The organism is Streptomyces sp. NPDC046759, assembly GCF_040645475.1.
Classification (GTDB): domain Bacteria; phylum Actinomycetota; class Actinomycetes; order Streptomycetales; family Streptomycetaceae; genus Streptomyces.
The window spans coordinates 48,917-72,262 of the sequence record NZ_JBEYYJ010000030.1 but is presented as its reverse complement, the minus strand read 5'-3'; the positions used below and the strand labels follow the sequence as shown (position 1 = coordinate 72,262).

22 protein-coding genes and 1 riboswitch are annotated in these 23,346 nt (G+C 71.6%); of the genes, 5 read left to right on the top strand and 17 right to left on the bottom strand.

The genetic code is table 11. The features are described from left to right. Positions 1–8: 8 nt before the first annotated feature. A complete protein-coding gene (locus tag ABZ919_RS32655; protein WP_361254873.1) occupies positions 9–1,109 on the bottom strand; it encodes a hypothetical protein in 1,101 nt (366 codons plus the stop codon). A 137-nt stretch (positions 1,110–1,246) separates the two neighbouring features. Here ABZ919_RS32655 and ABZ919_RS32650 point away from each other — a divergent pair, with 137 nt between their 5' ends. Then, positions 1,247–1,492 carry a hypothetical protein gene (locus tag ABZ919_RS32650; protein WP_361254870.1) on the top strand — a complete coding sequence of 82 codons (246 nt, stop codon included), beginning with the start codon at positions 1,247–1,249 and terminating at the stop codon, positions 1,490–1,492. Here the strand turns inward: ABZ919_RS32650 and ABZ919_RS32645 are convergent. Beyond that, complete coding sequence (locus ABZ919_RS32645; RefSeq protein WP_361254867.1) at positions 1,455–2,663, bottom strand: acyl-CoA dehydrogenase family protein; 1,209 nt, start codon at positions 2,661–2,663, stop codon at positions 1,455–1,457. The two genes, ABZ919_RS32650 and ABZ919_RS32645, sit on opposite strands and share 38 nt — an antisense overlap. A gap of 333 nt (positions 2,664–2,996) precedes the next feature. Here ABZ919_RS32645 and ABZ919_RS32640 point away from each other — a divergent pair, with 333 nt between their 5' ends. Further along, on the top strand, positions 2,997–4,229 hold the full coding sequence (locus ABZ919_RS32640; protein WP_361254864.1) for a glycoside hydrolase family 18 protein: 1,233 nt from the start codon (positions 2,997–2,999) through the stop codon (positions 4,227–4,229). 54 nt (positions 4,230–4,283) lie between these two features. Here ABZ919_RS32640 and ABZ919_RS32635 read toward each other — a convergent pair whose 3' ends face one another. The 5 genes from ABZ919_RS32635 to ABZ919_RS32615 form a co-directional block, all read right to left on the bottom strand. Next, complete coding sequence (locus ABZ919_RS32635; RefSeq protein ID WP_361254861.1) at positions 4,284–4,937, bottom strand: TetR/AcrR family transcriptional regulator; 654 nt, start codon at positions 4,935–4,937, stop codon at positions 4,284–4,286. 81 nt (positions 4,938–5,018) lie between these two features. Next, positions 5,019–5,159: an SCO1431 family membrane protein gene (locus tag ABZ919_RS32630; RefSeq protein WP_361254858.1), complete on the bottom strand. Its 141-nt coding sequence runs from the start codon at positions 5,157–5,159 to the stop codon at positions 5,019–5,021. A gap of 114 nt (positions 5,160–5,273) precedes the next feature. Next, the gene (locus tag ABZ919_RS32625) at positions 5,274–6,644 is read right to left on the bottom strand and encodes a peptidase C39 family protein (RefSeq protein WP_361254855.1); all 1,371 of its coding nucleotides are present in this window, start codon (positions 6,642–6,644) and stop codon (positions 5,274–5,276) included. Between the two features lie 264 nt (positions 6,645–6,908). After that, a complete protein-coding gene (locus ABZ919_RS32620) occupies positions 6,909–8,450 on the bottom strand; it encodes an amino acid permease (RefSeq protein ID WP_361254852.1) in 1,542 nt (513 codons plus the stop codon). Positions 8,451–8,501: 51 nt separating this feature from the next. Continuing rightward, a complete protein-coding gene (locus ABZ919_RS32615) occupies positions 8,502–9,458 on the bottom strand; it encodes a hypothetical protein (RefSeq protein WP_361254850.1) in 957 nt (318 codons plus the stop codon). 259 nt (positions 9,459–9,717) lie between these two features. On the opposite strand from ABZ919_RS32615, the gene ABZ919_RS32610 reads away from it, so the two are divergent. Together ABZ919_RS32610 and ABZ919_RS32605 are read left to right on the top strand one after the other, a co-directional pair. Then, a complete protein-coding gene (locus ABZ919_RS32610; RefSeq protein ID WP_361254988.1) occupies positions 9,718–10,338 on the top strand; it encodes a hypothetical protein in 621 nt (206 codons plus the stop codon). Between the two features lie 429 nt (positions 10,339–10,767). Beyond that, complete coding sequence (locus tag ABZ919_RS32605; RefSeq protein ID WP_361254847.1) at positions 10,768–12,630, top strand: AAA family ATPase; 1,863 nt, start codon at positions 10,768–10,770, stop codon at positions 12,628–12,630. Positions 12,631–12,728: 98 nt separating this feature from the next. Here the strand turns inward: ABZ919_RS32605 and ABZ919_RS32600 are convergent, their stop codons facing one another. From ABZ919_RS32600 to ABZ919_RS32560, 9 genes are all read right to left on the bottom strand, one after another. Next, positions 12,729–13,814 (bottom strand): hemolysin family protein, encoded by a 1,086-nt coding sequence (locus tag ABZ919_RS32600; protein ID WP_361254844.1) that lies wholly within the window; start codon positions 13,812–13,814, stop codon positions 12,729–12,731. Continuing rightward, complete coding sequence (locus tag ABZ919_RS32595; protein ID WP_361254842.1) at positions 13,811–15,145, bottom strand: hemolysin family protein; 1,335 nt, start codon at positions 15,143–15,145, stop codon at positions 13,811–13,813. The genes ABZ919_RS32600 and ABZ919_RS32595 overlap by 4 nt, the downstream gene beginning before the upstream one ends. Positions 15,146–15,348: 203 nt before the next feature. Beyond that, entirely contained in the window at positions 15,349–15,816 is a 468-nt protein-coding gene (locus ABZ919_RS32590) for a PH domain-containing protein (protein WP_361254839.1), read from the bottom strand. Positions 15,817–15,831: 15 nt separating this feature from the next. Then, complete coding sequence (hisG, locus tag ABZ919_RS32585) at positions 15,832–16,680, bottom strand: ATP phosphoribosyltransferase (RefSeq protein WP_361254836.1); 849 nt, start codon at positions 16,678–16,680, stop codon at positions 15,832–15,834. A 62-nt stretch (positions 16,681–16,742) separates the two neighbouring features. Then, entirely contained in the window at positions 16,743–17,015 is a 273-nt protein-coding gene (locus tag ABZ919_RS32580) for a phosphoribosyl-ATP diphosphatase (protein ID WP_361254834.1), read from the bottom strand. A gap of 34 nt (positions 17,016–17,049) precedes the next feature. After that, the gene (ribH, locus tag ABZ919_RS32575; protein WP_361254831.1) at positions 17,050–17,535 is read right to left on the bottom strand and encodes a 6,7-dimethyl-8-ribityllumazine synthase; all 486 of its coding nucleotides are present in this window, start codon (positions 17,533–17,535) and stop codon (positions 17,050–17,052) included. A gap of 31 nt (positions 17,536–17,566) precedes the next feature. Beyond that, positions 17,567–18,904 (bottom strand): bifunctional 3,4-dihydroxy-2-butanone-4-phosphate synthase/GTP cyclohydrolase II, encoded by a 1,338-nt coding sequence (locus tag ABZ919_RS32570; protein ID WP_361254828.1) that lies wholly within the window; start codon positions 18,902–18,904, stop codon positions 17,567–17,569. Next, the gene (locus ABZ919_RS32565) at positions 18,901–19,548 is read right to left on the bottom strand and encodes a nicotinamide mononucleotide transporter family protein (RefSeq protein ID WP_361254825.1); all 648 of its coding nucleotides are present in this window, start codon (positions 19,546–19,548) and stop codon (positions 18,901–18,903) included. The genes ABZ919_RS32570 and ABZ919_RS32565 overlap by 4 nt, the downstream gene beginning before the upstream one ends. After that, on the bottom strand, positions 19,545–20,153 hold the full coding sequence (locus tag ABZ919_RS32560; protein ID WP_361254822.1) for a riboflavin synthase: 609 nt from the start codon (positions 20,151–20,153) through the stop codon (positions 19,545–19,547). Before ABZ919_RS32560 ends, ABZ919_RS32565 begins: the two co-directional genes overlap by 4 nt. 157 nt (positions 20,154–20,310) lie before the next feature. Further along, positions 20,311–20,441, bottom strand: a riboswitch (FMN riboswitch). Positions 20,442–20,782: 341 nt separating this feature from the next. On the opposite strand from ABZ919_RS32560, the gene ABZ919_RS32555 reads away from it, so the two are divergent. Next, positions 20,783–21,526: an NAD(P)H-binding protein gene (locus ABZ919_RS32555; protein ID WP_361254820.1), complete on the top strand. Its 744-nt coding sequence runs from the start codon at positions 20,783–20,785 to the stop codon at positions 21,524–21,526. Between the two features lie 553 nt (positions 21,527–22,079). On the opposite strand, the gene ABZ919_RS32550 is transcribed toward ABZ919_RS32555, so the two are convergent. Then, the gene (locus ABZ919_RS32550) at positions 22,080–23,309 is read right to left on the bottom strand and encodes an ROK family transcriptional regulator (protein ID WP_361254817.1); all 1,230 of its coding nucleotides are present in this window, start codon (positions 23,307–23,309) and stop codon (positions 22,080–22,082) included. Positions 23,310–23,346 lie beyond the last annotated feature (37 nt).

Here is a 23,346-nt window from a genome sequence, read left to right as displayed (position 1 = left end):
CTCCCTCCTCAGGGCGCGACCGAGTCGAAGCCGGTGAAGCCGCTCGGGTCGTGCCGGCCGAACGAGCCGTGCTCGAAGATGCCGTGACCGGTCTGCCCGTCGAGCCGGAAGCGGGCCGAGTGGTCGGTGACGCCGTAGGCGGCCAGGGGGTGGGGCAGGGTCATGTCGTAGGTGCGCCGGTCGGTCCATCCGGGCCCCAGCCAGGTCCCGTGCTGCCAGTCGTCCGCCGGCGGATAGCCCGCGCCGAGCGCGAGCGGCGAGGAGGCCAGGATCTCGACGTCCAGTTCGCACGGTGCCCGGGTGTCTCCCAGACGGACGACCGCCCGTTCCGGGTGGCGGGTGCCCGAGCGGTAGCCGATCTCGGCCTGGGGCCAGCCCAGTTGGCGGTCGCGCCGGCCCGGACGGACCAGGGTGGCGTCGTTCAGGGAACGGTAGCCGTCGGCGTCCTCCTGGGTGATGACCATCAGGAAACGGTCCTCGAAGCGGACCGGGCACCAGATCCAGTGGAAGCCCTCCGCGGGGTGGTCGGCGGCGAGCCGGCCGCCGTCCTCGCCCGGGACCGGCCGGACGCCCCAGCTGCGGTCCCGGGTGCCGGTCCAGTCGTCCGGGCCGACCAGGAACTTCGCTCCTGCGGCCCGGACGACACCCTGCGCGGTGCCCGCCTGGACGAAGCGGCGGCCCTCGAGGGTGAGCCGGTCGCCCCGGCGCTGGAGGTGGTGCGGCTCCCAGAGGGCGGGGAAGGCGGCGGTCCAGGTGAGGTCGTAGGACAGCTGGTCGTCCTGACAGACCAGGCGCAGCTCGTGCAGGGGCCGGAGGACCTCGATGCGCAGGGGCCCGACGGCGAGCCGCATCCGGTCCTCGCCCAGGGCGTCCGAGGCGCGCACGGCGTGCAGGGTGTCGCCGGTGCGCAGGGTGGCGTAGGCGTCGATCACGCCCAGGTTGGGGTAGACGCCGAGACCGAGGATGAGCAGGGCTCGGCCGGCGTGGTCGAAGACGTGGAAGATGCAGCGGTCGTAGGCGTTCCGGTCACCGGTCGCCACGTGCTTCATGGACAGCGGCACCTGGTGCACGGGGTACTCGTCGAGCGGTACGGGACGGTCGTCGGCCACGGACACCCCCTGAGAGACGGTCGGCTGACGTTACGTCAGATGACCTGAGGAGGCCAGATCGCGGACGGGACGGAGCTGAACTGACGCTCGATTCCGCCGGGCGGTGACCTGTCCGGCCGCTGCCGCGTTCCCCAGGCATGACCCCCATGCACTCGGTCACCGGGCGTCAGCGCCGTGTATTCGTCCCGCGCCCGGCAGAATCGGTTCCGCCGCCGCCCGCGCCGCAGGACCCGCCCATCTACCGCGATCTCATGCGCACGTGGGCCGACCGCGGCCGCACCCTGCCGGGCCGCCACGACCCGGAGTGGATCAGGCTGGCGGCCCCGACGGTCCGCACGGGCCAGTTCAGCGACCTTCGGGTCCCGCCACGTGACGGGCGATGACCATCCGCTGGATCTGGTTGGTGCCCTCGACGATCTGCAGGACCTTGGCCTCCCGCATGTAGCGCTCGGCCGGGAAGTCGGCGGTGTAGCCGTAGCCGCCGAGTATCTGCACGGCGTCCGTGGTGACCTTCATGGCCGTGTCGGTGCAGTGCAGCTTGGCCATGGCGGCCTGCTTGGCGAACGGCTTGCCGGCGTCGCGCAGCCTGGCCGCCGCGAGGTAGAGCGCGCGGCCGGCCTCGATCTGGGTGGCCATGTCGGCGATCATGAAGCGCAGGCCCTGGAAGTCGGCTATCGGACGCCCGAACTGCCGGCGCTGGGTGGCGTAGGCGACCGCCTCGTCGAGCGCGGCCTGGGCCAGGCCGATCGCACAGGCTGCGATGCCGAGCCGCCCGGAGTCGAGGGCGGACAGGGCGATGAAGAAGCCCTGGCCCTCCTCGCCGATCCGCCGGTCGTCGCCGACCCGGACGCCGTCGAGGTGGACCTGGGCGGTGGGTGAGCCCTTCATGCCCATCTTCTTCTCGGGCACCGCCCCGCTCAGGCCGGGCGCGTCCCCGGGGACCAGGAAGGCGGTGATCCCGCGCGGGCCCTCCTCACCGGTGCGCGCCATCACGGTGTAGAAGTCGGCGATGCCGCCGTGCGTGATCCAGGCCTTGGTGCCGTTGATCACCCACTGTCCCCCACGCTCGGCTCCGCTCGCGCCGGAGGTGCCCCCGTCGTCACGGACGGCCTTGGTGCGCAGGGAGGCCGCGTCGGAGCCGGAGGACGGCTCGGAGAGGCAGTACGCGCCGAGCAGGCCGCCGCCGAGCATGGCGGGCAGGTGCTCGACCTGCTGCTGCTTGGTGCCGTAGGTCGCGAGCGCGTAGGAGGCGAGGGTGTGCACGCTGACGCCCAGGCCCACGGTGAGCCGGGCCGCGGCCAGCTCCTCCAGGACCTGGAGGTAGACCTCGTAGGGCTGGTCGCCGCCGCCGTACTCGGAGTCGTACGGCAGGCCGAGCAGGCCGGATTCGGAGAGCAGGGTGAAGACCTCGCGCGGGAAGCGCCCCGCGTCCTCCTCCTCGGCCGCCCTGGGCGCGATCTCGCGCTGGGCGATGTCGCGGACGAGGGCGAGCAGATCCCGCGCCTCCTCCGTCGGCAGCTGACGCTCCACCGGCTGCGGGTCGCGGTCGGGCATGGCGTCGGTCTCCTCCCTCTTTCGGGCACCGGCGGTCTGGCCCGTCGGGTGGGGGCGGCTCCGCCTGTTCGTTCCGGATGGCCGAAGGTGCCCGCTCCCGGGTCTCGGAAGTGGCTGACCAGCGGCTCTGCGCTGTGAGTATGCCCGATCAGCGACCTCCCGTCACCAGTTAACGACCGCTTACTTCAAGAATCCAGCCGGAAGATTTCCCGGTCCCGAAATTGGTACGAACCATTGACGCAGTGGTCTAGTCCTCCTACCGTGCATGACCAACGCTTTACCGCGTTCATGCCAATCGGCGCGCGTTCCCCTCCCCCCACGAGGAGACACCCGATGCACACTCCCCACCGCTCCCGGTTCCGGGCGCTCGTCTCGGCCGCCTGTACCGCCGCCCTCGGCGCCGGACTGCTCGCCGGCACGGGCACCGCCACCGCGGCGGCCCCGACCGCACCGCGGGTCAAGGCCGGCTCGAAGGTCGTCGGCTACTTCACCGAATGGGGCACCTACGACCGCAAGTACTACGTCAGGAACATCGAGACCTCGGGCTCGGTCGCCAGGCTGACCCACATCAACTACGCCTTCGGCAACGTCACCGGCGGAAAGTGCGCCATGGGCGACTCCTACGCGGCCACCGACCGCGCGTACACCGCCGCCGACTCGGTGGACGGCGTCGCCGACACCTGGGACCAGCCGCTGCGCGGCAACTTCAACCAGCTGCTGAAGCTGAAGAAGAAGCACCCGGGCCTGAAGGTCCTGTGGTCCTTCGGCGGCTGGACCTGGTCCAGCGGCTTCGGCGAGGCCGCGAAGAACCCCTCGGCGTTCGCCCAGTCCTGCTACGACCTGGTGAAGAACTCCAAGTGGGCCGGGCTGTTCGACGGCATCGACATCGACTGGGAGTACCCGAACGCCTGCGGCAACACCTGCGACACCAGCGGCCGGGAGGCGTTCAGGAAGGTCATGGCCTCGCTGCGGCAGAAGTTCGGCTCCGGCAGCCTGGTCACGGCGGCGATCACGGCGGACGCCTCCAGCGGCGGCAAGATCGACGCGGCGGACTATGCGGGCGCGGCCCAGTACGTCGACTGGTACAACCCGATGACGTACGACTACTTCGGCGCGTGGGACGCCAGCGGCCCGACCGCCCCGCACTCCCCGCTCACCTCCTACCCGGGCATCCCGAAGGCGGGCTACGACACCTCCGCGACCATCGCCAAGCTCAAGGGCCTCGGCGTCCCGGCGTCCAAGCTGCTGCTCGGCATCGGCTTCTACGGCCGCGGCTGGACCGGCGTCACCCAGGCCGCGCCCGGCGGCACGGCCACCGGACCGGCGGCGGGGACGTACGAGCAGGGCATCGACGACTACAAGGTGCTCAAGACCAAGTGCCCCGCGACCGGCACCGTGGGCGGCACGGCCTACGCCAAGTGCGGGAAGGACTGGTGGAGTTACGACACCCCGGCGACCGTCGCCACGAAGATGACCTACAAGAACCAGCAGGGACTCGGCGGCACCTTCTTCTGGGAACTGAGCGGCGACACCGCGAACGGTGAGCTGGTCAAGGCCATCAAGTAACCCCGGCACGGGGGCCCGGGAGCGGAGGACCACGAGCCTGCGCTCCCCGGTGCGTCAGGTGTCGCGGCGGGCCGGTGGCGGCGCCGGGTAGGCCGGGTCCAGCTCCTCCACGGCGCGCAGCGCTCCGCCGAGCGTCTTCACCAGGAGCGCGCGCATGGTGTCGCGGGACAGCTCGGGCCGGTCGATCCAGTCGAGGGTCGCGCCCTCGACGCTGCAGACCCAGGAGAGCAGGCCCATCCGGGCCAGCGGGGCGATGTCGCTGCGGCCGTAGGCCCCTTCGGCGATCGTGGCGATGATCGCCTCGCGCACGCCGTCGCGGATGGCGTGCACCTCGGTGTCGAAGCCGACGCCGCCGCTGACGATGGTGCGGTAGGCGGCCTGGTGGTGCTCGGCGTAGCGCAGATAGCCGTCGATGGTGCGGTGGACGCGCTCCACGGCGGGCTGCTCCAGGCCGCCGGCGGCAGAGGTGACCAGATCGGCGACGGAGTCCTGGATGATCGCCAGGTAGTAGCCGCGCTTGGACTGGAAGTAGTAGTAGATCAGCCCCTTGGCGACATGCGCCTGGCGGGCGATGTCGTCCATGGACAGCGCGTCGTAGGACGTGTCGGCGAACAACCGCCGCCCGATGGCGATGAGTTCGGCGCGACGCGCGACCGAGCGCTCGGTACCGCGCATCCGGGGACGGACGGCAGCACGCTGATGCGGCATAGTCAATTTCGACCCTGTTCCAGGCGGTCGGCGGGACCTCCGCAGTATGTCAGAACATGCCGCACGCGTGAGCGGGTCGATTCAGAGCAGGCCGAGCCGGGTCACGAGCATCGCGACGACCACCACGAGGACCCAGCCCATGACGTGCTCGAGGACCTTCGGGCCGTCTTCACCAGGGCCGCCGGTGCGGGCGCGGGTGGCGGTGGCCGGGTGTGCGGTCATGGCGTTGCTCGCAGAGGTCGGACGTACGCATCGGATCCAGGGGAGGGGGTCTCCGCCCGTTCGTCCACCCTGCCACCCGCGGCGCCTTGTGCGGCGATGAGCTTGCTCACAGGGTCAGCGCACACCCACCGCCGCGAGCGCCTTGCGCTGGGCCGGAGTGGGGTGGGCCGGGAAGTACAGGTAACACACTCCCCCGGTGCCGGAGACGACCTTGCCGGAGGCGTTGTACCGCTTGGTCCTGAGCCAGATGTTCTCGAACTCCCGGCGCAGGTAGACCCGTCGCACCGCCTCGTCGTCCGGCGAGGCCGGGTCGTTCGCGATGACGTCGCCGTCCGCGGTGAACCCGATCACCGTCATCAGATGGCCCGCGGTGCCGTAGCCGGCTCCGGTCAGCTCGGTCTTCAGGAACGACTGGGACGTTATGGCCGGGATGCCGGCCGCGATCAGTGTCTCCAGGTCGGTCAGCGAGGCGAGCCGGGTGATCACGCCCTGGACGCCGGCGAAGGTGGCCGCGTAGGCCGCGTTGAAGGGCCAGTTGCCGCAGCCCTCGTACTGGTAGTCGTAGGTGGCGCGAGCGGCGTTGTCCACCTGCGGATCGGCGTACGAGGGGTCGACCCAGGACAGCTGCTCGGGGGTGAGCCTGCCGCCCCAGTACTCGATGATCATCTGCGAGGAGGTGGGGCTGCACCAGGCCTCGCCGCCGTTGTCGTACTGCGGGTACTGGCCCTTGTGGATCTCCTGCGAGTAGCGCGGGACGGCCAGTTCCCGGGCGAGGCCGGGGGTGGAGGCGGGGACGGTGAAGCGGTCGGGGACGTCGGACCCCATGGCGCCGAGCCGCCACACGGTGGGCGTCAGGTGGGTGCCGGGCCTGCGGTAGAGGGTGAGGCGCAGCCGGTACGACGCAAGGCGCAGGCCCGTGCTCGCGTCGTCGATGGCGAACGTGTCGGTCCAGACGGCGCTCCTGCCGTCGGCCTGGCCGTCCACGGAGGTCCGTTTGATGTCCTGGTCGCCGGCGGCCCAGCGGCCCATCACGTACGACGGGGTCTCGCTGCCGTCGGAGTACGTGCCCTGCAGCTCCACCTGGATCCAGGTGCCGTGGGGGGTGTGCGCGTTCCAGGAGGCGACGACCTCGGTGGCGGGGACGGTGAGCCGGTGGACCGGCGAGGTCCAGGTGGCGTACTCCCAGGTGGCGGTCGTCCCGGTGTGCGGGTCGGTGTAGTCGGTGCGGCCGGCGGGGACGCCGATGACGACGCCGGGCCGGGCGCCGCTGGCGGCCCGGACGCCCTGGGCCGCGCCGCGCCGCCATGCGCGGTACGTGGTCCAGGCGTGGTAGTCGATCGGACGGGCCTGCGCCCGGCCGGGGTCGTCTGCGGCGCCGGCGGGCCGCTGCGCGGCGGCAGCAGCGGGGGCCGTGGCTCCGGCCACCGCCGTGGCGACGGCGACGGCGAGGACGCTTCTGCGGGACGGCTGCTGGGCTCTGCTCATGGGCGCGGGTACCCCCCAGGAGTGCGGGACGGGGCTGTTCCGGTGCACGGCTGTGCGCCCACTATGGAGCAGGCGGCATGCCCCTGCCAGCACTTCCGCGCACGGCACGCCGAGAACATTGGTCTCGGCCACTGGAAGGAGGACAGGGGGCGGCGCCCCTGAGCGCGCGGGGCCGTCCCGATGTGCGGCACCGCCGCGTGGGCCCGGCCGGCACCCACGCGGCGGCGTTCCGGGACGGCGCGCGGCCGCCCGCGCCGGACCTGCTCAGACCAGGTCCATCGCCGCGACCTCGTCGGGGCGCCCATAGCTGACGGGGCCCTGGAAACGACGGCGGGCGGTGGCGAACCACCACACCGTCGCCACCACCAGGACGGCGGCGAGCGCGATCGGGGCGTAGTTGAAGGAGTCGACCGTGATCGGCGAGGCCTGCGGCAGCATGAAAAGGACGCTGCTGAGGACGATCCAGACCACCGCGAGCCAGCCGATCGGCCGGCCCCAGCGGCCCAGGTGCCAGGGCCCCGGCCGGAACTCGTCACCCAGCCGCAGCCGTAGGAAGATCGGCACAGCGTAGGCGAGGAAGAGACCGACCACGTTGACGCTGACGATGGCGGTGAACGCGGTGTGCGACCACCAGCCGGGCACCACCAGGGCCACCGAGCAGACCACTGCGAGCCACACCGCCTTCACGGGCGTGCGGGTGCGCGGCGAGACCGAGTGCCACCAGCGGGAGCCGGGCATGGCACCGTCCCGGGAGAAGGCGAAGATCTGCCGGGTGTTGCTGGTGAGATTGGCCAGACCGCAGAAGAGCATCGCGCCGATGACGATCAGGAGCATGACCTTGGCGGCGCCGAGGCCGAGGCCGTCGATGAGGATCTGCACGGGCGGCGCGTCCGAACCGGCCTCCTTCGCGTAGTCGCCAATGCTGTAGACCAGTGCCAGCATCAGGATCAGGCCGGTGATCGCCGAATAGCCGATGGCCCGGGTGATCCCCCTGGGTGCGTTGACCGTCGCGTGGACCGTTTCCTCGGACATGTGGAAGCTGCCGTCGAACCCGGTGAACGTCCAGCTGGTGACCAGCAGGCCGAGCATGCCGCCGTAAAGCCCGCTCGTGAAGCCGGTGTTGTTCTCGAAATGCGTCACGAAGGACACCGGCTGATGGTGATCGGGCATGACTATGAGTGCGGCCACGATCACGACGAGTCCGATCAGCAGCCACCACACGGAAATGCGGTTCAGCACGGCGACGAGCTGCACGGTGTAGGTGTTGGCGAGGCCCTGCACCACGATGATCACGGCCGTGATCAGGACCGTCTGGTGCGTCGTGGGCTCGTACGAGGGCCACTGAAGGTGCAGGAAGGCCTGGATGAAGGTGGCGGCCGCATAGCCGGTGGCGGCGGTGCCGCCGATCTGGCCGACGAAGTTCAGCCAGCCCGTGAACCAGGACCAGGCACCCTTGTGCCGCTTCGCGAGTTTACCGGCGGAGAAATACAGGGCGCCGCTCGTCGGAAAGGCCGAGGCGACTTCCGCCATGGATGCGCCGATGAGCAGCACCATGACGCACACACCGATCCAGCCGAACACGAGAATGCTGGGGCCACCCGCATTCATTCCGAATCCGAAGGACGAGAAAATACCCGAGAGGATATTGATGATGGTGAAGGAGATCGCGAAATTGTCGAACGCCTGGAAACGCCGGGTGAGTTTCCGCGGGTAACCCATCGCGTGCAGGGTGGCGTCGTCGTCGAGCACGACCGGGTCCCCGCCCGCACGGGCTTGCGCCCCGGGCGTCGATGTCCGTTCCGACACAGATCGGCCTTTCTCTCGATGGGGAGGTGGGGGTGGAGGGGCGAGCCGGAATCAGCCGGGGCGCGGGACGGGCAAGCCGCAGGCGCGCCGGGCCCGGGTGAGCTGTTCGGCGGGGTCGCCGAAGGCGCTCCAGGGCATGCGCGAGGCGTACGGGCCCATCGCCGTGAGCACCGCCCGGGCCTCGAACTCGCGCTGGGCCATGACCAGCGCGTGCCCGAGGTAGGCGAGGTCGAGCACCGGGGTGAAGCGGCAACCGGCCACCGTGGGCAGCCAGTTGTGGTAGATGGCGAGCGCGGTGGAGCGCCACTGCGGTTGCTCCCAGACGCGCTCGGCGAGCAGCTGCGTGGGGTTGTAGCTCTCCACCAGGGCCACCAGGGGCAGCAGCCGGAGGGCAGAGCCGGCGGGCGCCCGCTGGCTGAGGAAGGCGGCCACGTCCCAGGCGGCGTTGACGGAACCGCCGTACCGCGTGAAGAAGAACGACAGGAAGCGGTGGTAGCCCTCGCGATGCCAGGCGTCCAGCGACAGGATGTGCCCGAACAGCCGCCAGGGGCCGGGCGGGGCGGTGAGCAGTCCTCGCGGGGCCGGGTCACAGGGCCGGTGCAGCCGGGCCATGGCGAGCTTGGCGACCCAGGGCGTGGGGTCCTCGGGGGCCATGGCGGCGGCCCGGTCGCAGGCGGTCAGCGCGATGCGCTCCAGCGCCTCGGCGCGTTCGTCGCGCGCGTCGGCGGCCCTGAGCGCGCGCTGCGCCGCTACCCGGGCCCACATCAGCGCGGCCTCGGGTGTCGGCTCCTCGGCGAGCCAGCGTTCGACCAGATCGGTACCTGCCGCCTCGGAGGCCAGGACCAGCGAGCGATGGGCGCGCAGGGCGAAGTCGGAACGCGTCTCGGCGAGGGCTTCGTCCGCGTATCGATAACGTCCGGCGCGCACATCGACGCACACGCTCGCCAGGACACGGTCGTCGGCCGCCGGATGCCATACATAGTGCCCTTCGAATAACTCCGCGGCCATGTCCCCCTGCCAGTCCCCGTAGTGCACAGCGGTTGCGCTGGAGGCACCCTACTCAGCCGCGGGCGCACCCGGAACGCCTAATTCGACATATCGGTCACGGGATTCGCGAATGTTTATCCGTGGCATTGACTGGCCGCCAGCCGGTGGTTCAATCCACGACGTCTTTCCGTCCCGCCCCCTCGGCGTCACGGCCACTATGGGCCGCTACTACACTGTTTTCCGGAAAACCACCCACACCGATCCACCCCCGGGAACCACCATTCACGACCTCGCCGCCCGACTGCGCGGGCTTCCACCGTCCCTCGGGCCGGTCCGGCTGATCGGCGTGGACGGACACGCCGGCTCGGGGAAGTCCACCTTCACCGGGCACTTGGCCGCCGCGCTCGGCGGGGCCCCGGTGCTGCACCTCGACGACATCGCCTGCCACGAGGAGCTCTTCGCGTGGACCGGCCGGCTGACGACCCAGGTGATCCAGCCGCTCGCCCACGGCAGGGAGGCGTCCTACGCCCCCTACGACTGGCGCGCCCGCGCGTTCGGCGCGTCACGCCCGCTGCCGGCCGCGCCGGTGGTCCTCGTCGAGGGAGTCGGCGCCGGACGCCGGGCACTGCGGCCGCATCTGGCCCTCCTGCTGTGGATGGAGGTGCCACGGGAGGAGTCCTGGACGCGCGGCCGGCTGCGGGACGGGGCGGAGCAGCGGGAGTTCTGGAACGGCTGGACCGAGGCGGAGCGCGCGCACTTCGCCGGGGACCCTTCGCGCCCCCATGCCGATCTTCTGGTGCTGCAGACACAGCAGGGGTACGAGATACTGCCGGGCCCCGGGGCAACGCCTGGACCGGACCAAGTCGTGACCGAGAGTGACAGGCCGTCCGCATTGCGGTGAAGTCATGAACAGCCTTGCGGGCGAACTTTCCCTAGTGCCCCAACTGCGCTTGACCCAAGGGCCGTACAGGTCTTACGTTCTCAATGAGCGGCCATCGGAGCCGCCCACAGACGCGAAGCCCCCGGTTGTTCCCCCGTGATCGGGGGCTTCGTTCTGCCCGCGCGCCCCTTTCCCGGGCGCCCCGCGCACCGATCCGCTCACCCTGGGTCACCGAGTCGTGTGCGCCCCGTCTGCTCCCACCTCGTCAAACGGCCCGTGCGGCACCCTTCGGCACGCGGTCGCCACGCGGGTACGATGCCCTCGGTGCGACCTTCGAGGCTGCCTCGCGCACCTGTAACTCCGGTCCGCGGCACGGCGGTTCGACCGCGGCGGCCGTCGGGCGACGTGCCCGGTGGTGAACCACGGGGGCACGGTCTGTGGGGGGACGGGATGGACTTCGGCACGCAGGGCCCCGAGGCCCCGGCCGACCTCGCCTGGCTGCGAGGGGTGGACGCCTACACGATGGGCGCCTACCCGCAGGCGGAGGAGGAGTTCCGCGCCGCGGTGCGGATGGACCCGGGGATGGCGGACGGCTGGCTCGGGCTGCACGCGCTCCGGGTGGACACGACGACCGCGCTGCTCAGGATGTTCCGGCACCGCGACCGCTTCGGCGAACAGCGCGCCCGCCATCGCCGCACGCTCAACTCCTGGTACTGGCTCGGCTGGTGGGTGCAGCCCGTGCTGGAGAGTCCGCGTGATCTGCTGCTGGCACACGCCTCGCACTGGCTGGACGGCCGGCACGTGCCCGAGCTGGACCGGGCTCTGGCCGGACTGCCCCCGGTCGACACCGATCCGCAGGTGCGCTTTCTGCACGCCTGCCGTGCCTATCTGGTGAAGGACTGGGAGCAACTGGTCCGGCACACCGACCCGCTGCTGGACGATCCCATGCTCGGCATCGAGGCCGGCCTGTTCGGCGGCATGGCCCGGGTCCGGCTGGAGATGTACGGCCAGGCCGAGCCGCTGCTCTCGGCGGCGCTGATGCGCTGCCGCAGTGAGCAGCCGCAGCGCAAGGAGCTGCGCTACTGGCTGGCGAGGGCACACGAGGGCACGGGCCGCTCGGCGGCGGCACTCCCCCTGTACCGGGCCGTGCACCGGGTCGACCCGGCCTTCATGGACACCTCGGCACGGCTCGCGGCGATCGCCGAGGGCGACGGCTACGACGACACCGCCGACCTCGCCGCGATCACCCTGACGGGCGCAGGGCAGGACAGCGTGGACGGCCCGGACGGCTTCGATCCGCTCTTCGGCACCGAGAGCCGCGATCTGCGGCTGCCGGAGCCGGATCTGCCGACGGGGCCCCTGCCGTCGGTGACCGATCCGGCGGTGCGGGTGAAGACCGGGGTGCCCTCCTCGCCGATCCCGGCCGGCCCGACCGATCCGGGACTACTTGAGGAGGCGCTCGCCGAGCTCGAGCGCATGGTGGGTCTGGAACCGGTGAAGCGCCAGGTCAAGGCGTTGTCCGCGCAGCTGAACATGGCCCGGCTGCGGGCCGGGCAGGGGCTGCCGGTGCAGCCGCCGAAACGGCACTTCGTCTTCTCGGGGCCGTCCGGGACCGGCAAGACCACGGTGGCCCGGATCCTCGGCCGGGTCTTCTACGCCCTCGGCCTGCTCGGCGGGGACCACCTGGTGGAGGCCCAGCGGGCCGATCTGGTCGGCGAGTACCTGGGGCAGACGGCCGTGAAGGCCAACGAGCTCATCGACTCCGCGATCGGCGGGGTGCTGTTCGTGGACGAGGCGTACTCGCTGTCCAACACCGGGTACGGCAAGGGGGACGCGTACGGCGACGAGGCCCTGCAGGTGCTGCTGAAGCGGGCCGAGGACAATCGGGACCACCTCGTGGTGATCCTCGCCGGCTATCCGGAGGGCATGGACCGGCTGCTGGCCGCGAACCCCGGCCTGTCCTCCCGTTTCACGACCCGCGTCGACTTCCCCTCCTACCGGCCGCAGGAACTCACCGAGATCGGGAAGGTGCTGGCCACGGAGAACGGGGACGCGTGGGACGAGGAGGCGCTGGAGGAACTGCGCTCGATCGCCGGGCACGTGGTCGATCAGGGATGGATCGACGAGCTGGGCAACGGGCGGTTCCTGCGGACGCTGTACGAGAAGAGCTGCGCGTACCGGGACCTTCGCCTGTCGACGTACGCCGGGACGCTGTCACGGGAGGACCTGGCCACGCTGCGGCTGCCCGACCTGATGCAGGCCTACGGCGAGGTCCTGTCGGGGCGGGGACCGCACGATCCGCCGGGCATGTAGGAGCGCCCCGAAGGGGCGCGGGGCTGTGCCCGGCACGCGGCACCGCCGCACCGGCTCTCCACCGGGCGGCAGTCGCACAGCCCCGCCGCACCGAACACTCAGGCGAGTGCTTCCTCCGGCTCCCCGCTCACCCTCGGCTCCGCCAGCCGCACGTCCGGGAGCGCCCGGTGCGCCGGATCCCGTACCTCACCCACCAGCAGCTCCAGGACATCCTCCAGAGCCACCAGACCCAGCACCTTGCCGGAGGGATCGGCGACCTGGGCCAGATGCGTGGCCGCGCGCCGCATGACCGTCAGCGCGTCGTCGAGCGGCAGCTCGGCCCGGAGCGTGGCCATGGGGCGCCAGACGTGTTGCGGCACGGCCCGCTCGGAGTCCTCCAGGTCCAGGACGTCCTTGACGTGGACGTACCCCATGAAGGTGCCCTTGTCCGTCGCGGCGACCGGGAAGCGGGAGTAACCGGTGCGGGCCGTCAGCGCGACGATCTCGCCCGGGGTGACCGCCGGCGTCACCGTGACCAGGGACTCCCTGCGCAGCAGGACGTCCGTGACCGGGCGGGAGCCCAGCTCCAGGGCGTCCTCCAGCCGTTCCCGCTCCTCGGGGTCGAGCAGGCCCGCCTGGCCGGAGTCCTCCAGCAGGCGGTTGAGCTGCTCGCTGGTGACGACGGCCTCGACCTCGTCCTTGGGCTCGACCCGGAAGACCCGCAGGATGCCCTGGGCGCAGGCGCCGAGGGCCACGGTGATCGGCTTGCAGAGGCGGGCGAAGTACACCAGCCCCGGGCTGAGCCACAGCGCCGCCTTCTCGGGTGCCGCCATCGCGAGGTTCTTCGGCACCATCTCGCCGATGACCAGGTGGAAGAAGACCACCGCGGCGAGGGCGATGACATAACCCAGCGGGTGCACCATGCCGTCCGGGAGGTGGAGCGCGGCGAACACCGGCTCCAGCAGGTGCGCCACCGTCGGCTCGGCCACGGCCCCCAGGGTCAGGGAACAGACCGTGATGCCGAACTGGGCCGCGGCCATCATCTGCGGCAGCCGCTCCAGGCCGTACAGCACCTGGCGGGCCCGGGCGGTGCCGAGCGGTTCGATCTGGCTGCGGCGCACGGAGACGAGCGCGAACTCGGCGCCGACGAAGAAGCCGTTGGTGAGCACGAGCAGCGCGGCGAAGACCAGCTGGAGGACGCTCATCGGACGGCCTCCATGGCATTCATCGCCGGGGCCGTCCGGACCAGGCGGACCTGCTCGGCGCGGTAGTGGCCGACCTGGCGGACCGAGAGCCGCCAGCCGGGCAGCTCGGCCCGGTCGCCGGGGGCCGGGATGCGGCCGAGCAGGTCGGCGACGAGTCCGGCGACCGTCTCGTACGGCCCCTCGGGGACGTCGAGGCCTATGCGCTGCAGGATGTCGACGCGGCAGCTGCCGTCGGCGTCCCAGGCGGGCCTGCCGTCCTCCGGCGGGGCGGGTGCCAGCTCGGGCACGTCCGTGGCGTCGTGCTCGTCGCGGACCTCGCCGACGAGTTCCTCAACGATGTCCTCCAGGGTGACCACGCCCGCCGTGCCGCCGTACTCGTCGACGACGACGGCGATGGGCTGCTCACTGCGCAGCCGGGCGAGCAGGGGCTGGACCGGCAGCGTCTCGGGGACCAGGAGGGCCTTGCGGGCGATGCGGGCGACCGGGGTGCGCAGCCGGTCGTGCACCGGCACGGCGAGGGCGTCCTTCAGATGGGCCATGCCGACGATCTCGTCGATCTTCTCCCGGTAGACGGGGAAGCGGGACAGACCGGTGGCCCGGGTGAGGTTGACGACGTCCTCGGCGGTGGCCGTGTCCTGGAGGGCGCTGACCTTCACGCGGGGGGTCATGACGTGCTGTGCGGTCAGCTCGCCCAGGGACAGGGTGCGCACGAACAGGTCGGCCGTGTCCTGTTCCAGGGCGCCTGCCTGGGCGGAGTGCCGGGCCAGGGAGACGAGCTCGCCCGGGGTGCGGGCGGAGGCCAGTTCCTCGGCGGGTTCCACGCCGAGGGCTCTCACCAGCCGGTTGGCGACCGTGTTCAGCGCGGAGATCACCGGGCGGAACAGGCGGGAGAAGTGGTGCTGCGGGCCGGCCACGAACCGGGCCACCGGCAGCGGCTTGGACACCGCCCAGTTCTTGGGTACGAGCTCGCCGATCACCATCTGGACCGCGGAGGCCAGCAGCATGCCGACGACCACCGCGACACCGGAGACGGCTCCCCGGGGTATGCCGACGGCGGCGAACGGGGCGTGCAGCAGCCGGGCCAGGGCCGGTTCGGCGAGCATGCCGACGACCAGGGAGGTGATGGTGATGCCGAGCTGGGTGCCGGAGAGCTGGAAGGACAGTTCCTTCAGGGACTCGGCGACCCTGCGGGCCCGGCGGTCGCCCTCGGCCGCGGCCTTTTCGGCGTCCGTGGACTCGACGGTCACCAGGCCGAACTCGGCCGCCACGAAGAAGCCGTTGGCGAGGATCAACAGGAAAGCCGCTCCGAGGAGCAGCAGGGAGACGGTCACGCTGCCACCGCCTTCCCGGTATGTCGGGTCGGGGCGGCGCAGGTACTACAGGACGATCCGTCCATCGCTGGAGGGAGTCACTCCTCGGGTAGCAGGAACCCCTGTGCACCGGGTGGCGCCCCAGGGGCGGAGGCGCAGCGAACGCACCTCCGCCACCAGATTAATCAAGACACGGGCCACTCGGGCAGGGTGGGAGCCCCGAGTCAGCCCTGATCTTCCTCCGGGTGGGCCGTCGCCCGGGCCTCGGCGAGGGCCCGCAGGGCCTGCGCGTCGGCGATGGCGCGCCGCTTGGCCAGTCCCGGCTGGATGCCGAGCGCGGGCAGGCTGGTGCCGTCGCTTAGGTTGAGGAAGACCCAGGGATCGCCCGGACGGAGGTTCACCTGGACGATCTCCGCCCAGTCCAGGCGCCGCTTGCTGGCGATGTTGACCACGGTGACACCGGCCTCGTCGGCTACGACCTTGATCCGGGCCAGCTGGGCCAGCACCCAGAAGATCAGCGCCCCGGTGACGACGAAGCTGGCCCGCTCCCCCGGGCCCAGCTGCTCCAGCAGCATCGCGACCCCGGAGATGGTCAGGAAGATCAGGACACCGGCGGTGAGCAGGATCGCCCGGGTGTGGCCCGGCCGGAAGGTGACGGGAAGGGACGGAAGGGTGGTGGGGGTGTCGGCCATCTCGGTGCGCACCTCTTACAGGCGGCAGGCGTGGATGGCCGTGGTCAGGATGGCACGGGCGCCGATGGCGTAGAGGTCGTCCATGATCCGCTGCGCCTCCTTGGCGGGGACCATGGCGCGGACGGCGACCCAGCCCTCGTTGTGCAGCGGGGAGACGGTCGGGGACTCCAGGCCGGGGGTGAGCGCGACGGCCTTCTCCAGCTGCTCGACGCGGCAGTCGTAGTCCATCATCACGTAGGTCCGGGCGACCAGGACGCCCTGGAGGCGGCGCAGGAACTGCTGGACCTTCGGCTCCTCTCCGTCGGTGCCGGTGCGGCGGATGACGATGGCCTCGGACTTCATGATCGGCTCGCCGAAGACCTCCAGGCCCGCGTTGCGCAGGCTGGTGCCGGTCTCCACGACGTCGGCGATGACCTCCGCGACACCCAGCTGGATCGCCGTCTCCACGGCGCCGTCGAGGTGCACGACGCAGGCGTCGACACCGCTGTCCGCGAGGTGCCCGGCGACGATGCCCTCGTAGGAGGTGGCGACCGTCTTGCCCTTCAGGTCCTGGATGCCGCTCGCGGTGCCCGGCTTGGCGGCGAAGCGGAAGGTGGAGCGGGCGAAGCCGAGCGGCAGGATCTCCTCGGCTTCGGCGCCGGAGTCGATCAGCAGGTCGCGGCCGGTGATGCCCATGTCGAGGCGGCCGGAGGCGACGTAGATCGCGATGTCGCGGGGGCGGAGGTAGAAGAACTCGACCTCGTTCTCCGGGTCGACGATCCGCAGTTCCTTGGACTCGCGGCGCTGCTGGTAGCCGGCCTCATGCAGCATCTCCGCCGCAGGGCCGGACAGTGAACCCTTGTTGGGGACGGCGATGCGCAGCATGAGGTCGGCTTCCTTTGCGTGAAGGGGTTTACTACGGCTCTACGGCTTGTGCGGCGGGCGGTTCACAGGTGGGCGTAGACGTCGTCCAGGGAGATACCGCGGGCGACCATCATCACCTGGACGTGGTACAGCAGCTGGGAGATCTCCTCGGCGGCCGCCTCCTTGCCCTCGTACTCGGCGGCCATCCAGACCTCGGCGGCCTCTTCGACGACCTTCTTGCCGATGGCATGGACACCCTTGCTGACCAGCTCTGCGGTGCGGGAGGTGGCGGGATCGCCGTGGGCGGCCTTGTGCTGGAGCTCGGTGAAGAGCTCCTCGAACGTCTTCTTGGACATGGTGGTCCTTACCCTACGCGCTCCGGCCGGTGCCTCAGTGCCAGGGTTCGGATACTGAGCGGAGTGTGGCGGCGGTGGCGACCGCCGCGGTCACCGCCTCGTGTCCCTTGTCCTCGTTCGAGCCCTCCAGGCCGGCCCGGTCCAGGGCCTGCTCCTCGGTGTCGCAGGTGAGTACGCCGAAGCCGACGGGCACGCCGGTCTCGATGCTGACCTGGGTGAGGCCCTGGGTGACGCCCTGGCACACGTAGTCGAAGTGGGGCGTACCGCCGCGGATGACGACGCCGAGGGCGACCACGGCGTCGTAGCCGCGCCCGGCCAGCACCTTGGCGGCGACCGGGAGTTCGAAGCTGCCGGGGACCCGGATCAGGGTCGGCTCGTCGATCCCCAGCTCGTGCAGGGCGCGCAGGGCGCCGTCCACCAGACCGTCCATCACCTTCTCGTGCCACTGCGCCGCGATGACGGCGACCCTGAGGTCGCCCGCGTTGCGTACCGACAGTTCCGGTGCACCCTTGCCGCTCACGTGTCTCCTAAGTGCCTTGCCGTCGTGCTTCTTACTGGTTGCCGCAGGTGGCCGCTGAGGCTGCTGCGGAGGCTGTCGCGGACGCGGCCGCCGAGCCGGGCACGGCCGGTGCGTCCAGCCAGGGCAGGTCGTGCCCCATCCGGTCCCGCTTGGTGCGCAGGTAGTGGAGGTTGTGCTCGCCCGCCTGGACCGGCATCGGCTCGCGGCCGGTGACCCTCAGTCCGTGGCGCAGCAACGCGTCCGTCTTGTCGGGGTTGTTGGTCATCAGCCGGACGCCGTGCACCCCGAGGTCGGCGAGTATGCGGGCCCCGACGCCGTAGTCGCGGGCGTCGGCGGGCAGACCGAGTTCGAGGTTGGCGTCCAGGGTGTCGCGGCCGCGCTCCTGGAGCTCGTAGGCCCGGAGCTTGGACAGCAGACCGATGCCGCGCCCCTCGTGGCCGCGCAGGTAGACCACCACGCCCCGGCCCTCCTGCTGGATGCGCTGCAGGGAGGCGTCCAGCTGGGGGCCGCAGTCGCAGCGCAGCGAGCCGAAGACGTCGCCGGTGAGGCATTCGGAGTGCACGCGGACCAGGACGTCCTCGCCGTCACCGAGGTCGCCGTGCACGAGGGCGACGTGCTCGACGCCGTCGACGGTGGAGCGGTAGCCGTAGGCGGTGAAGGTGCCGTGCTTGGTGGGCAGGCGGGTCTCGGCCTCGCGGCGGACGGTCGGCTCGCTGTCGCGGCGGTAGGCGATCAGGTCCTCGATGGAGATGATCGTCAGACCGTGCTTGCGGGCGAACGGGATGAGCTCGGGCAGGCGGAGCATACGGCCGTCCTCGCCGGCGATCTCCACGATGGCGCCGGCCGGACGCAGGCCCGCGAGCCGGGCGAGGTCGACAGCGGCCTCGGTGTGGCCGTTGCGCACGAGCACGCCGCCGGGCCTGGCTCGCAGCGGGAAGACATGGCCGGGGCGGACGAGGTCCGTCGGTTCGGCCGTGCCGCTCGCCAGCAGCTGGAGGGTGGTGGCGCGGTCGGCGGCGGAGATGCCGGTGCTCACTCCGTGCGCGGCGGAGGCGTCGACCGAGACGGTGAACGCGGTCTTCATCGACTCGGTGTTGTCCTGGACCATCTGCGGCAGTCGCAGCCGGTCCAGTTCCTCGCCCTCCATGGGGGCGCAGATGAGGCCGCGGCACTCGCTCATCATGAAGGCGACGATCTCGGGGGTGGCCTTCTCGGCGGCGATGACGAGGTCGCCCTCGTTCTCCCGGTCCTCGTCGTCGACGACCACGACCGGCCGGCCGGCCGCGATGTCGGCGATGGCCTGTTCCACCGGGTCGAGCCCGAAGTTCTCGATGGCGTCCGTGTCGTACAGGGGCGGTGCCGAGGTCATGCCGGGGCTCCTTCCAGGACGGGCTGCGAGCTCCTGCGGGAGCGCAGCCACCAGTCGCGCATGCCCCACAGGACGAGCGCGCCGTAGATGACGTAGACGAAACCGGAGAAGGCGTAGCCGTTGGCGAAGTTGAGGGGGACGCCGACGAGGTCGACGAGCAGCCAGGCGATCCAGAACTCGACCATGCCCTTGGCCTGGGCGTACATGGCCACGACGGTGCCGACGAAGATGTAGGCGTCGGGCCAGGGGTCCCAGGACAGCGACGGGTAGGCCGTGAAGAGCAGGGCCACCGCGACGGTGCCGGCGGCGGCCGCGCCGAGCATCGCCGCGCGCTCGCGCCAGCTGGCGAACCGGGGGGCGATGTGGCCGTCCGCGGACCGGCCGCGATCGCGCTGCCACTGCCACTGCCACCAGCCGTAGAGCGCGACGGCCATGACGACGGTCTGCTTGCCGGCGCTGCCGGTCAGATGGCCGTAGAAGGCGGCGAAGAGGACGAGGCCGGAGAGGAACTGCACGGGCCAGGTCCACAGGGAGCGGCGCCAGCCGAGTGCGAGGGTGATCAGACCGAGGATGTTGCCGATCATGTCCGACCATATGATGCGCTGGCCGAAGAGGGTGAAGGCCTCGGAGTTCATCCAGTTCACCGGTCGGCTCCCTGCGCGCGGTCGCCGAGGAGCCGCTCGACGTACTTGGCGATGACGTCGACCTCGAGGTTGACCGGGTCGCCCGGCTGCTTCACGCCGAGGGTGGTCAGGGCGAGGGTGGTCGGGATGAGGCTGATGGTGAAGTGGTCGGGGCCGGCGTCCACGACCGTGAGGCTGATGCCGTCGACGGTGATGGAGCCCTTCTCGACGACGTAGCGGGAGAGTTCGGCCGGGAGCGAGATCTTCACGATCTCCCAGTTGTCGGAGGGCTTGCGCTCCAGGACCTCGCCGGTGCCGTCGACATGACCCTGCACGATGTGTCCGCCGAGGCGCGCGCCCACGGCGGTGGGGCGTTCGAGGTTGACCCGGGAGCCGACGGTGAGCGCGCCGAGGCTGGAGCGGTTCAGGGTCTCCGCCATGACGTCGGCGGTGAACTCGTCGCCCTCGTGCTCCACGACGGTGAGACAGACTCCGTTCACGGCGATGGAGTCGCCGTGCTGCGCGCCCTCGGTCACGACGGGGCCGCGGAGCCGGAAACGCGAGGCGTCGCCGAGGTTCTCGACGGCGGTGACCTCACCCAGCTCTTCGACGATTCCGGTGAACACTTCCCGGGTCCTCCTGCCTCTTCGGGCACGGACTCCGGGGCCTGTCGATGACGACAGAATGTACGGGTGGACACACCGGGGCGACGCCGAAAGAGGGCCGTCCGCGTACGGACGCGCCCCAGATACGGCGACGCGCACGGATCTACGTGCCCGCCCGCCGCGCACTGCCTCCCATCCGGACTTTAACCGTCGGTCCAGGAATTTCACCTGGTCAACCGGCCGCTGGAAGCGACCGGGTCGCGGACTGTAACCGCCGGTTCGGACTTTCACCGACCCCGGAGTGCGCTGCTTCTGGTACGAGGCCAGTGTGCCACGCCGGACGGCCGTCCAGACAGGTGCACCGTGTGGGGTCCCTCACAGTATGTGTCGCCCGCCCTGCGCCCCGCACTCGACGGGCCCAACTGCCGGTCCCCCAGTGCGCATTGACCTTGGTCCGGACCCATTGACCACACTGGTCTAGTCCTTTTAGGGTGCGGGCGGGTCCGGTGGCGGTGACGACGGCCCTTGCCCGCCGCCGGGCCGCCAGAAGCCTGCCGGGGCATGTCACGTTCGGCGGGGGTCGGGGGGTCTCAGCGGGTGAAGGGCTGCTCCGACCGGGGGCACCCCCAGTCCGGAGGGACGGCAACAGCATGACCACGATCCTGGTGACCGGCGGAACCGGCACGCTCGGCCGATGGGTGACGGCGCGCCTGCGGGCGGACGGGCACGAGGTGCGGGTGCTCAGCCGGCACACCCGGCCGTACGCCGTCGATCTGCGCGCCGGCGGCAGCGGGCTCGACGCCGCGCTCGCCGGTGTGGAGACCGTGGTGCACTGCGCGAGCAGTCCGCGCGGCGGGGACGAGCAGGCCGCCGACCACCTTCTCGCGGCGGCCCGGCGCGCCGGAGTGGGCCATCTGGTCTACATCTCCATCGTCGGCACCGACCGGGTGCCGCTCGGCTACTACAGGACCAAGCTGGCCGTGGAGCGGCGGATCGAGGCGTCGGGGCTCGGCTGGACCGTCCTGCGCACGACCCAGTTCCACGATCTGCTCGTCTCGGTCCTGGGCGGGCTGGCCAAGTCGCCCGTCCTGCTGGTCCCGGCCGGGGTCCCGGACCAGCCGGTGGAGGTGACCGAGGTCGCGGACCGTCTGGCCGGTCTGGCGCTCGCCGCTCCGGCCGGGCGGGTCGCGGACATGGGCGGCCCCGAGGTGCGGTCCCTCGACTCGCTGGCCCGTGCCTACCTCCGCGCGACGGGACGGCGCCGGACGGTCGCACAGGTGCCGCTGTTCGGCCGCACCTACCGCGCCTGCCGTGAAGGGGGGCTCCTCACGCCGGAACGGGCGGTCGGGAAGACGACGTTCGAGGAGTATCTGACGCAACGCTTCGGCGGCTGACGGAAGGGAGCGCGGGGACCGCCCGGATGAGCTCGGCCGGCCGTTCAGCGGGCAGAGACGGGCTGGTGATCCTGGCCGTTCAGCGGGCAGAGACGGGCGGACGGGCCCGGCCGTTCAGGGAGCGGCGGCGGGCGCGCTTCCGGTGGGCGGGACGCCGACCGGAAGAGGCCGCGGGCGCCGGACGGCTGCACGGCAGAATCGACCTCGGGCGCACGGCAGAAGCGGGCCGCGTCTGCTCCGGTGCGCGGCACGCCGGCCGGAAAACCCCCGGCGCGCAGGACCCCAGCCGGAAAAACCCCGCGCGCCGGGCTCCGGTGCGCAGGGGCCCCTGGCGGGGAACCCCAGGGCGCCCGACAGCCGCACCGCACGGTCGGACACCGTGCACCCCCGGGCGAGTCCCCCGGCGGCGTATGGGCCGGTCCCGTTCCGCAGGGCACGGGCCGGGCAGGTACGGCGAGTCCAGGGCATCGGGGCTGCCGGTGGGGCCGTTGGGGCCGGTTCGTGGCCGCGTCGGCCGCTGGGGCGCGGGCTCAGTTCGCCGGCCGGCGGGTGGTCAGGTGCGGTCCGGTGGCGCGAAGAGGTCGTCCTGGGCACGGTCCCGGGCGGTCAGCAGCGCGCCGCGCAGCACCGCCGTACCACCGAGGGTGCTCGCCCGCACCTCCGTGACCAGCGGTGACATACGGCGCAGCCGCTCCTGTACCAGCCCCGCGAGCACCGCGCCGCCGGCTTGCCCCGCCTCCCCGCCGAGCACCACACAGCCGGGGTCGAGAACGGCCACCACCGAAGCGGCGCCGACGGCGATCCGGTCGGCGACGGCGTGGAGGAAGCGGTCGGCGGGCCGTTCGTCACCCGTCGGAGCCGCACGCCCAGCGCGCTCCTCCCCCGTCTCCGCCACGGCCTCCCGCATCACCACCGCCGCGCCCGGTCCGTCCATGGCTGCCGGTACCGGCAGGCCGTACTCCGCAGCCAGGGTGCCGATCGCCTGCGCCCCGGCCAGGGAGTGGAAGCCCCCGTCGCAGTCCCGCGCCGAGGGCAGTGAGCCGGTGCCCGGAACCGGCAGGAAGCCGATCTCGCCCGTGCCGCCCGAGGCGCCGCGCCGGAGCCTGCCGTCCAGGACGACCGCCGCGCCGACGCCATGGCCCAGCCAGAGCAGGACGAAGGTGTCCCGGTCCCGCGCGGCGCCCTCGCGCTGTTCCGCCAGGGCAGCGAGGTTGGTCTCGTTCTCCACGGTGACCCGGGCCCCGGGCAGCCGTTCCTGCAGGGCGGCGGCCAGGCTCCGGTGCCAGGCGGGCAGGCCTCCGGAGTCCCGGAGGTCACCGGTGGCCGGGTCGATGAGGCCCGGGGCGCCGATGCCGACGGTGTGCAGCCGTTCGGCACCGGCCTCCTTGGCGGCCCGCTCGACGGCGGCCACCGCCTGCTCCACGGCGGGCCCGGTCCCGGTGTCCCCGCCGATCGGCACGGAGGTCTCCGCGAGCACCCGTCCGACCAGGTCGGAGACCAGCACGAAGACACCCCCGGTACGGACGTCGAGCGCGGCCAGATGGGCCCGTTCGGCGTCGATGCCGTAGAGGCGGGCGTTGGGGCCCCGGCGCTGTTCGCCGGACTCGCCGACCACCGTGATCAGACCGGCGGCGGTGAGCCGTTCCACGAGGTCGGCGACCGTAGGCCGGGACAGACCGGTCAGCTGCTTCAACTGCCCTGCCGTCAGCGGGCCTTCCCGCTGCAACAGGCCCAGGGCCAGACGGTCGTTGATGGCCCGGGCGGTGCTGGGAGATGCGGGCATGACGGGAATCCTCCCAGATCGACGCGCCGGGGGACGC

Bases quoted from the DNA above. Each gene is read 5' to 3' on its own strand.
- ABZ919_RS32650 (WP_361254870.1), top strand. From the start codon at position 1,247: ATGACCCCCATGCACTCGGTCACCGGGCGTCAGCGCCGTGTATTCGTC.
- ABZ919_RS32645 (WP_361254867.1), bottom strand. From the start codon at position 2,663: ATGCCCGACCGCGACCCGCAGCCGGTGGAGCGTCAGCTGCCGACGGAG.
- ABZ919_RS32640 (WP_361254864.1), top strand. From the start codon at position 2,997: ATGCACACTCCCCACCGCTCCCGGTTCCGGGCGCTCGTCTCGGCCGCC.
- ABZ919_RS32635 (WP_361254861.1), bottom strand. From the start codon at position 4,937: ATGCCGCATCAGCGTGCTGCCGTCCGTCCCCGGATGCGCGGTACCGAG.
- ABZ919_RS32630 (WP_361254858.1), bottom strand. From the start codon at position 5,159: ATGACCGCACACCCGGCCACCGCCACCCGCGCCCGCACCGGCGGCCCT.
- ABZ919_RS32625 (WP_361254855.1), bottom strand. From the start codon at position 6,644: ATGAGCAGAGCCCAGCAGCCGTCCCGCAGAAGCGTCCTCGCCGTCGCC.
- ABZ919_RS32615 (WP_361254850.1), bottom strand. From the start codon at position 9,458: ATGGCCGCGGAGTTATTCGAAGGGCACTATGTATGGCATCCGGCGGCC.
- ABZ919_RS32605 (WP_361254847.1), top strand. From the start codon at position 10,768: ATGGACTTCGGCACGCAGGGCCCCGAGGCCCCGGCCGACCTCGCCTGG.
- ABZ919_RS32600 (WP_361254844.1), bottom strand. From the start codon at position 13,814: ATGAGCGTCCTCCAGCTGGTCTTCGCCGCGCTGCTCGTGCTCACCAAC.
- ABZ919_RS32590 (WP_361254839.1), bottom strand. From the start codon at position 15,816: ATGGCCGACACCCCCACCACCCTTCCGTCCCTTCCCGTCACCTTCCGG.
- hisG (WP_361254836.1), bottom strand. From the start codon at position 16,680: ATGCTGCGCATCGCCGTCCCCAACAAGGGTTCACTGTCCGGCCCTGCG.
- ABZ919_RS32580 (WP_361254834.1), bottom strand. From the start codon at position 17,015: ATGTCCAAGAAGACGTTCGAGGAGCTCTTCACCGAGCTCCAGCACAAG.
- ABZ919_RS32570 (WP_361254828.1), bottom strand. From the start codon at position 18,904: ATGACCTCGGCACCGCCCCTGTACGACACGGACGCCATCGAGAACTTC.
- ABZ919_RS32555 (WP_361254820.1), top strand. From the start codon at position 20,783: ATGACCACGATCCTGGTGACCGGCGGAACCGGCACGCTCGGCCGATGG.
- ABZ919_RS32550 (WP_361254817.1), bottom strand. From the start codon at position 23,309: ATGCCCGCATCTCCCAGCACCGCCCGGGCCATCAACGACCGTCTGGCC.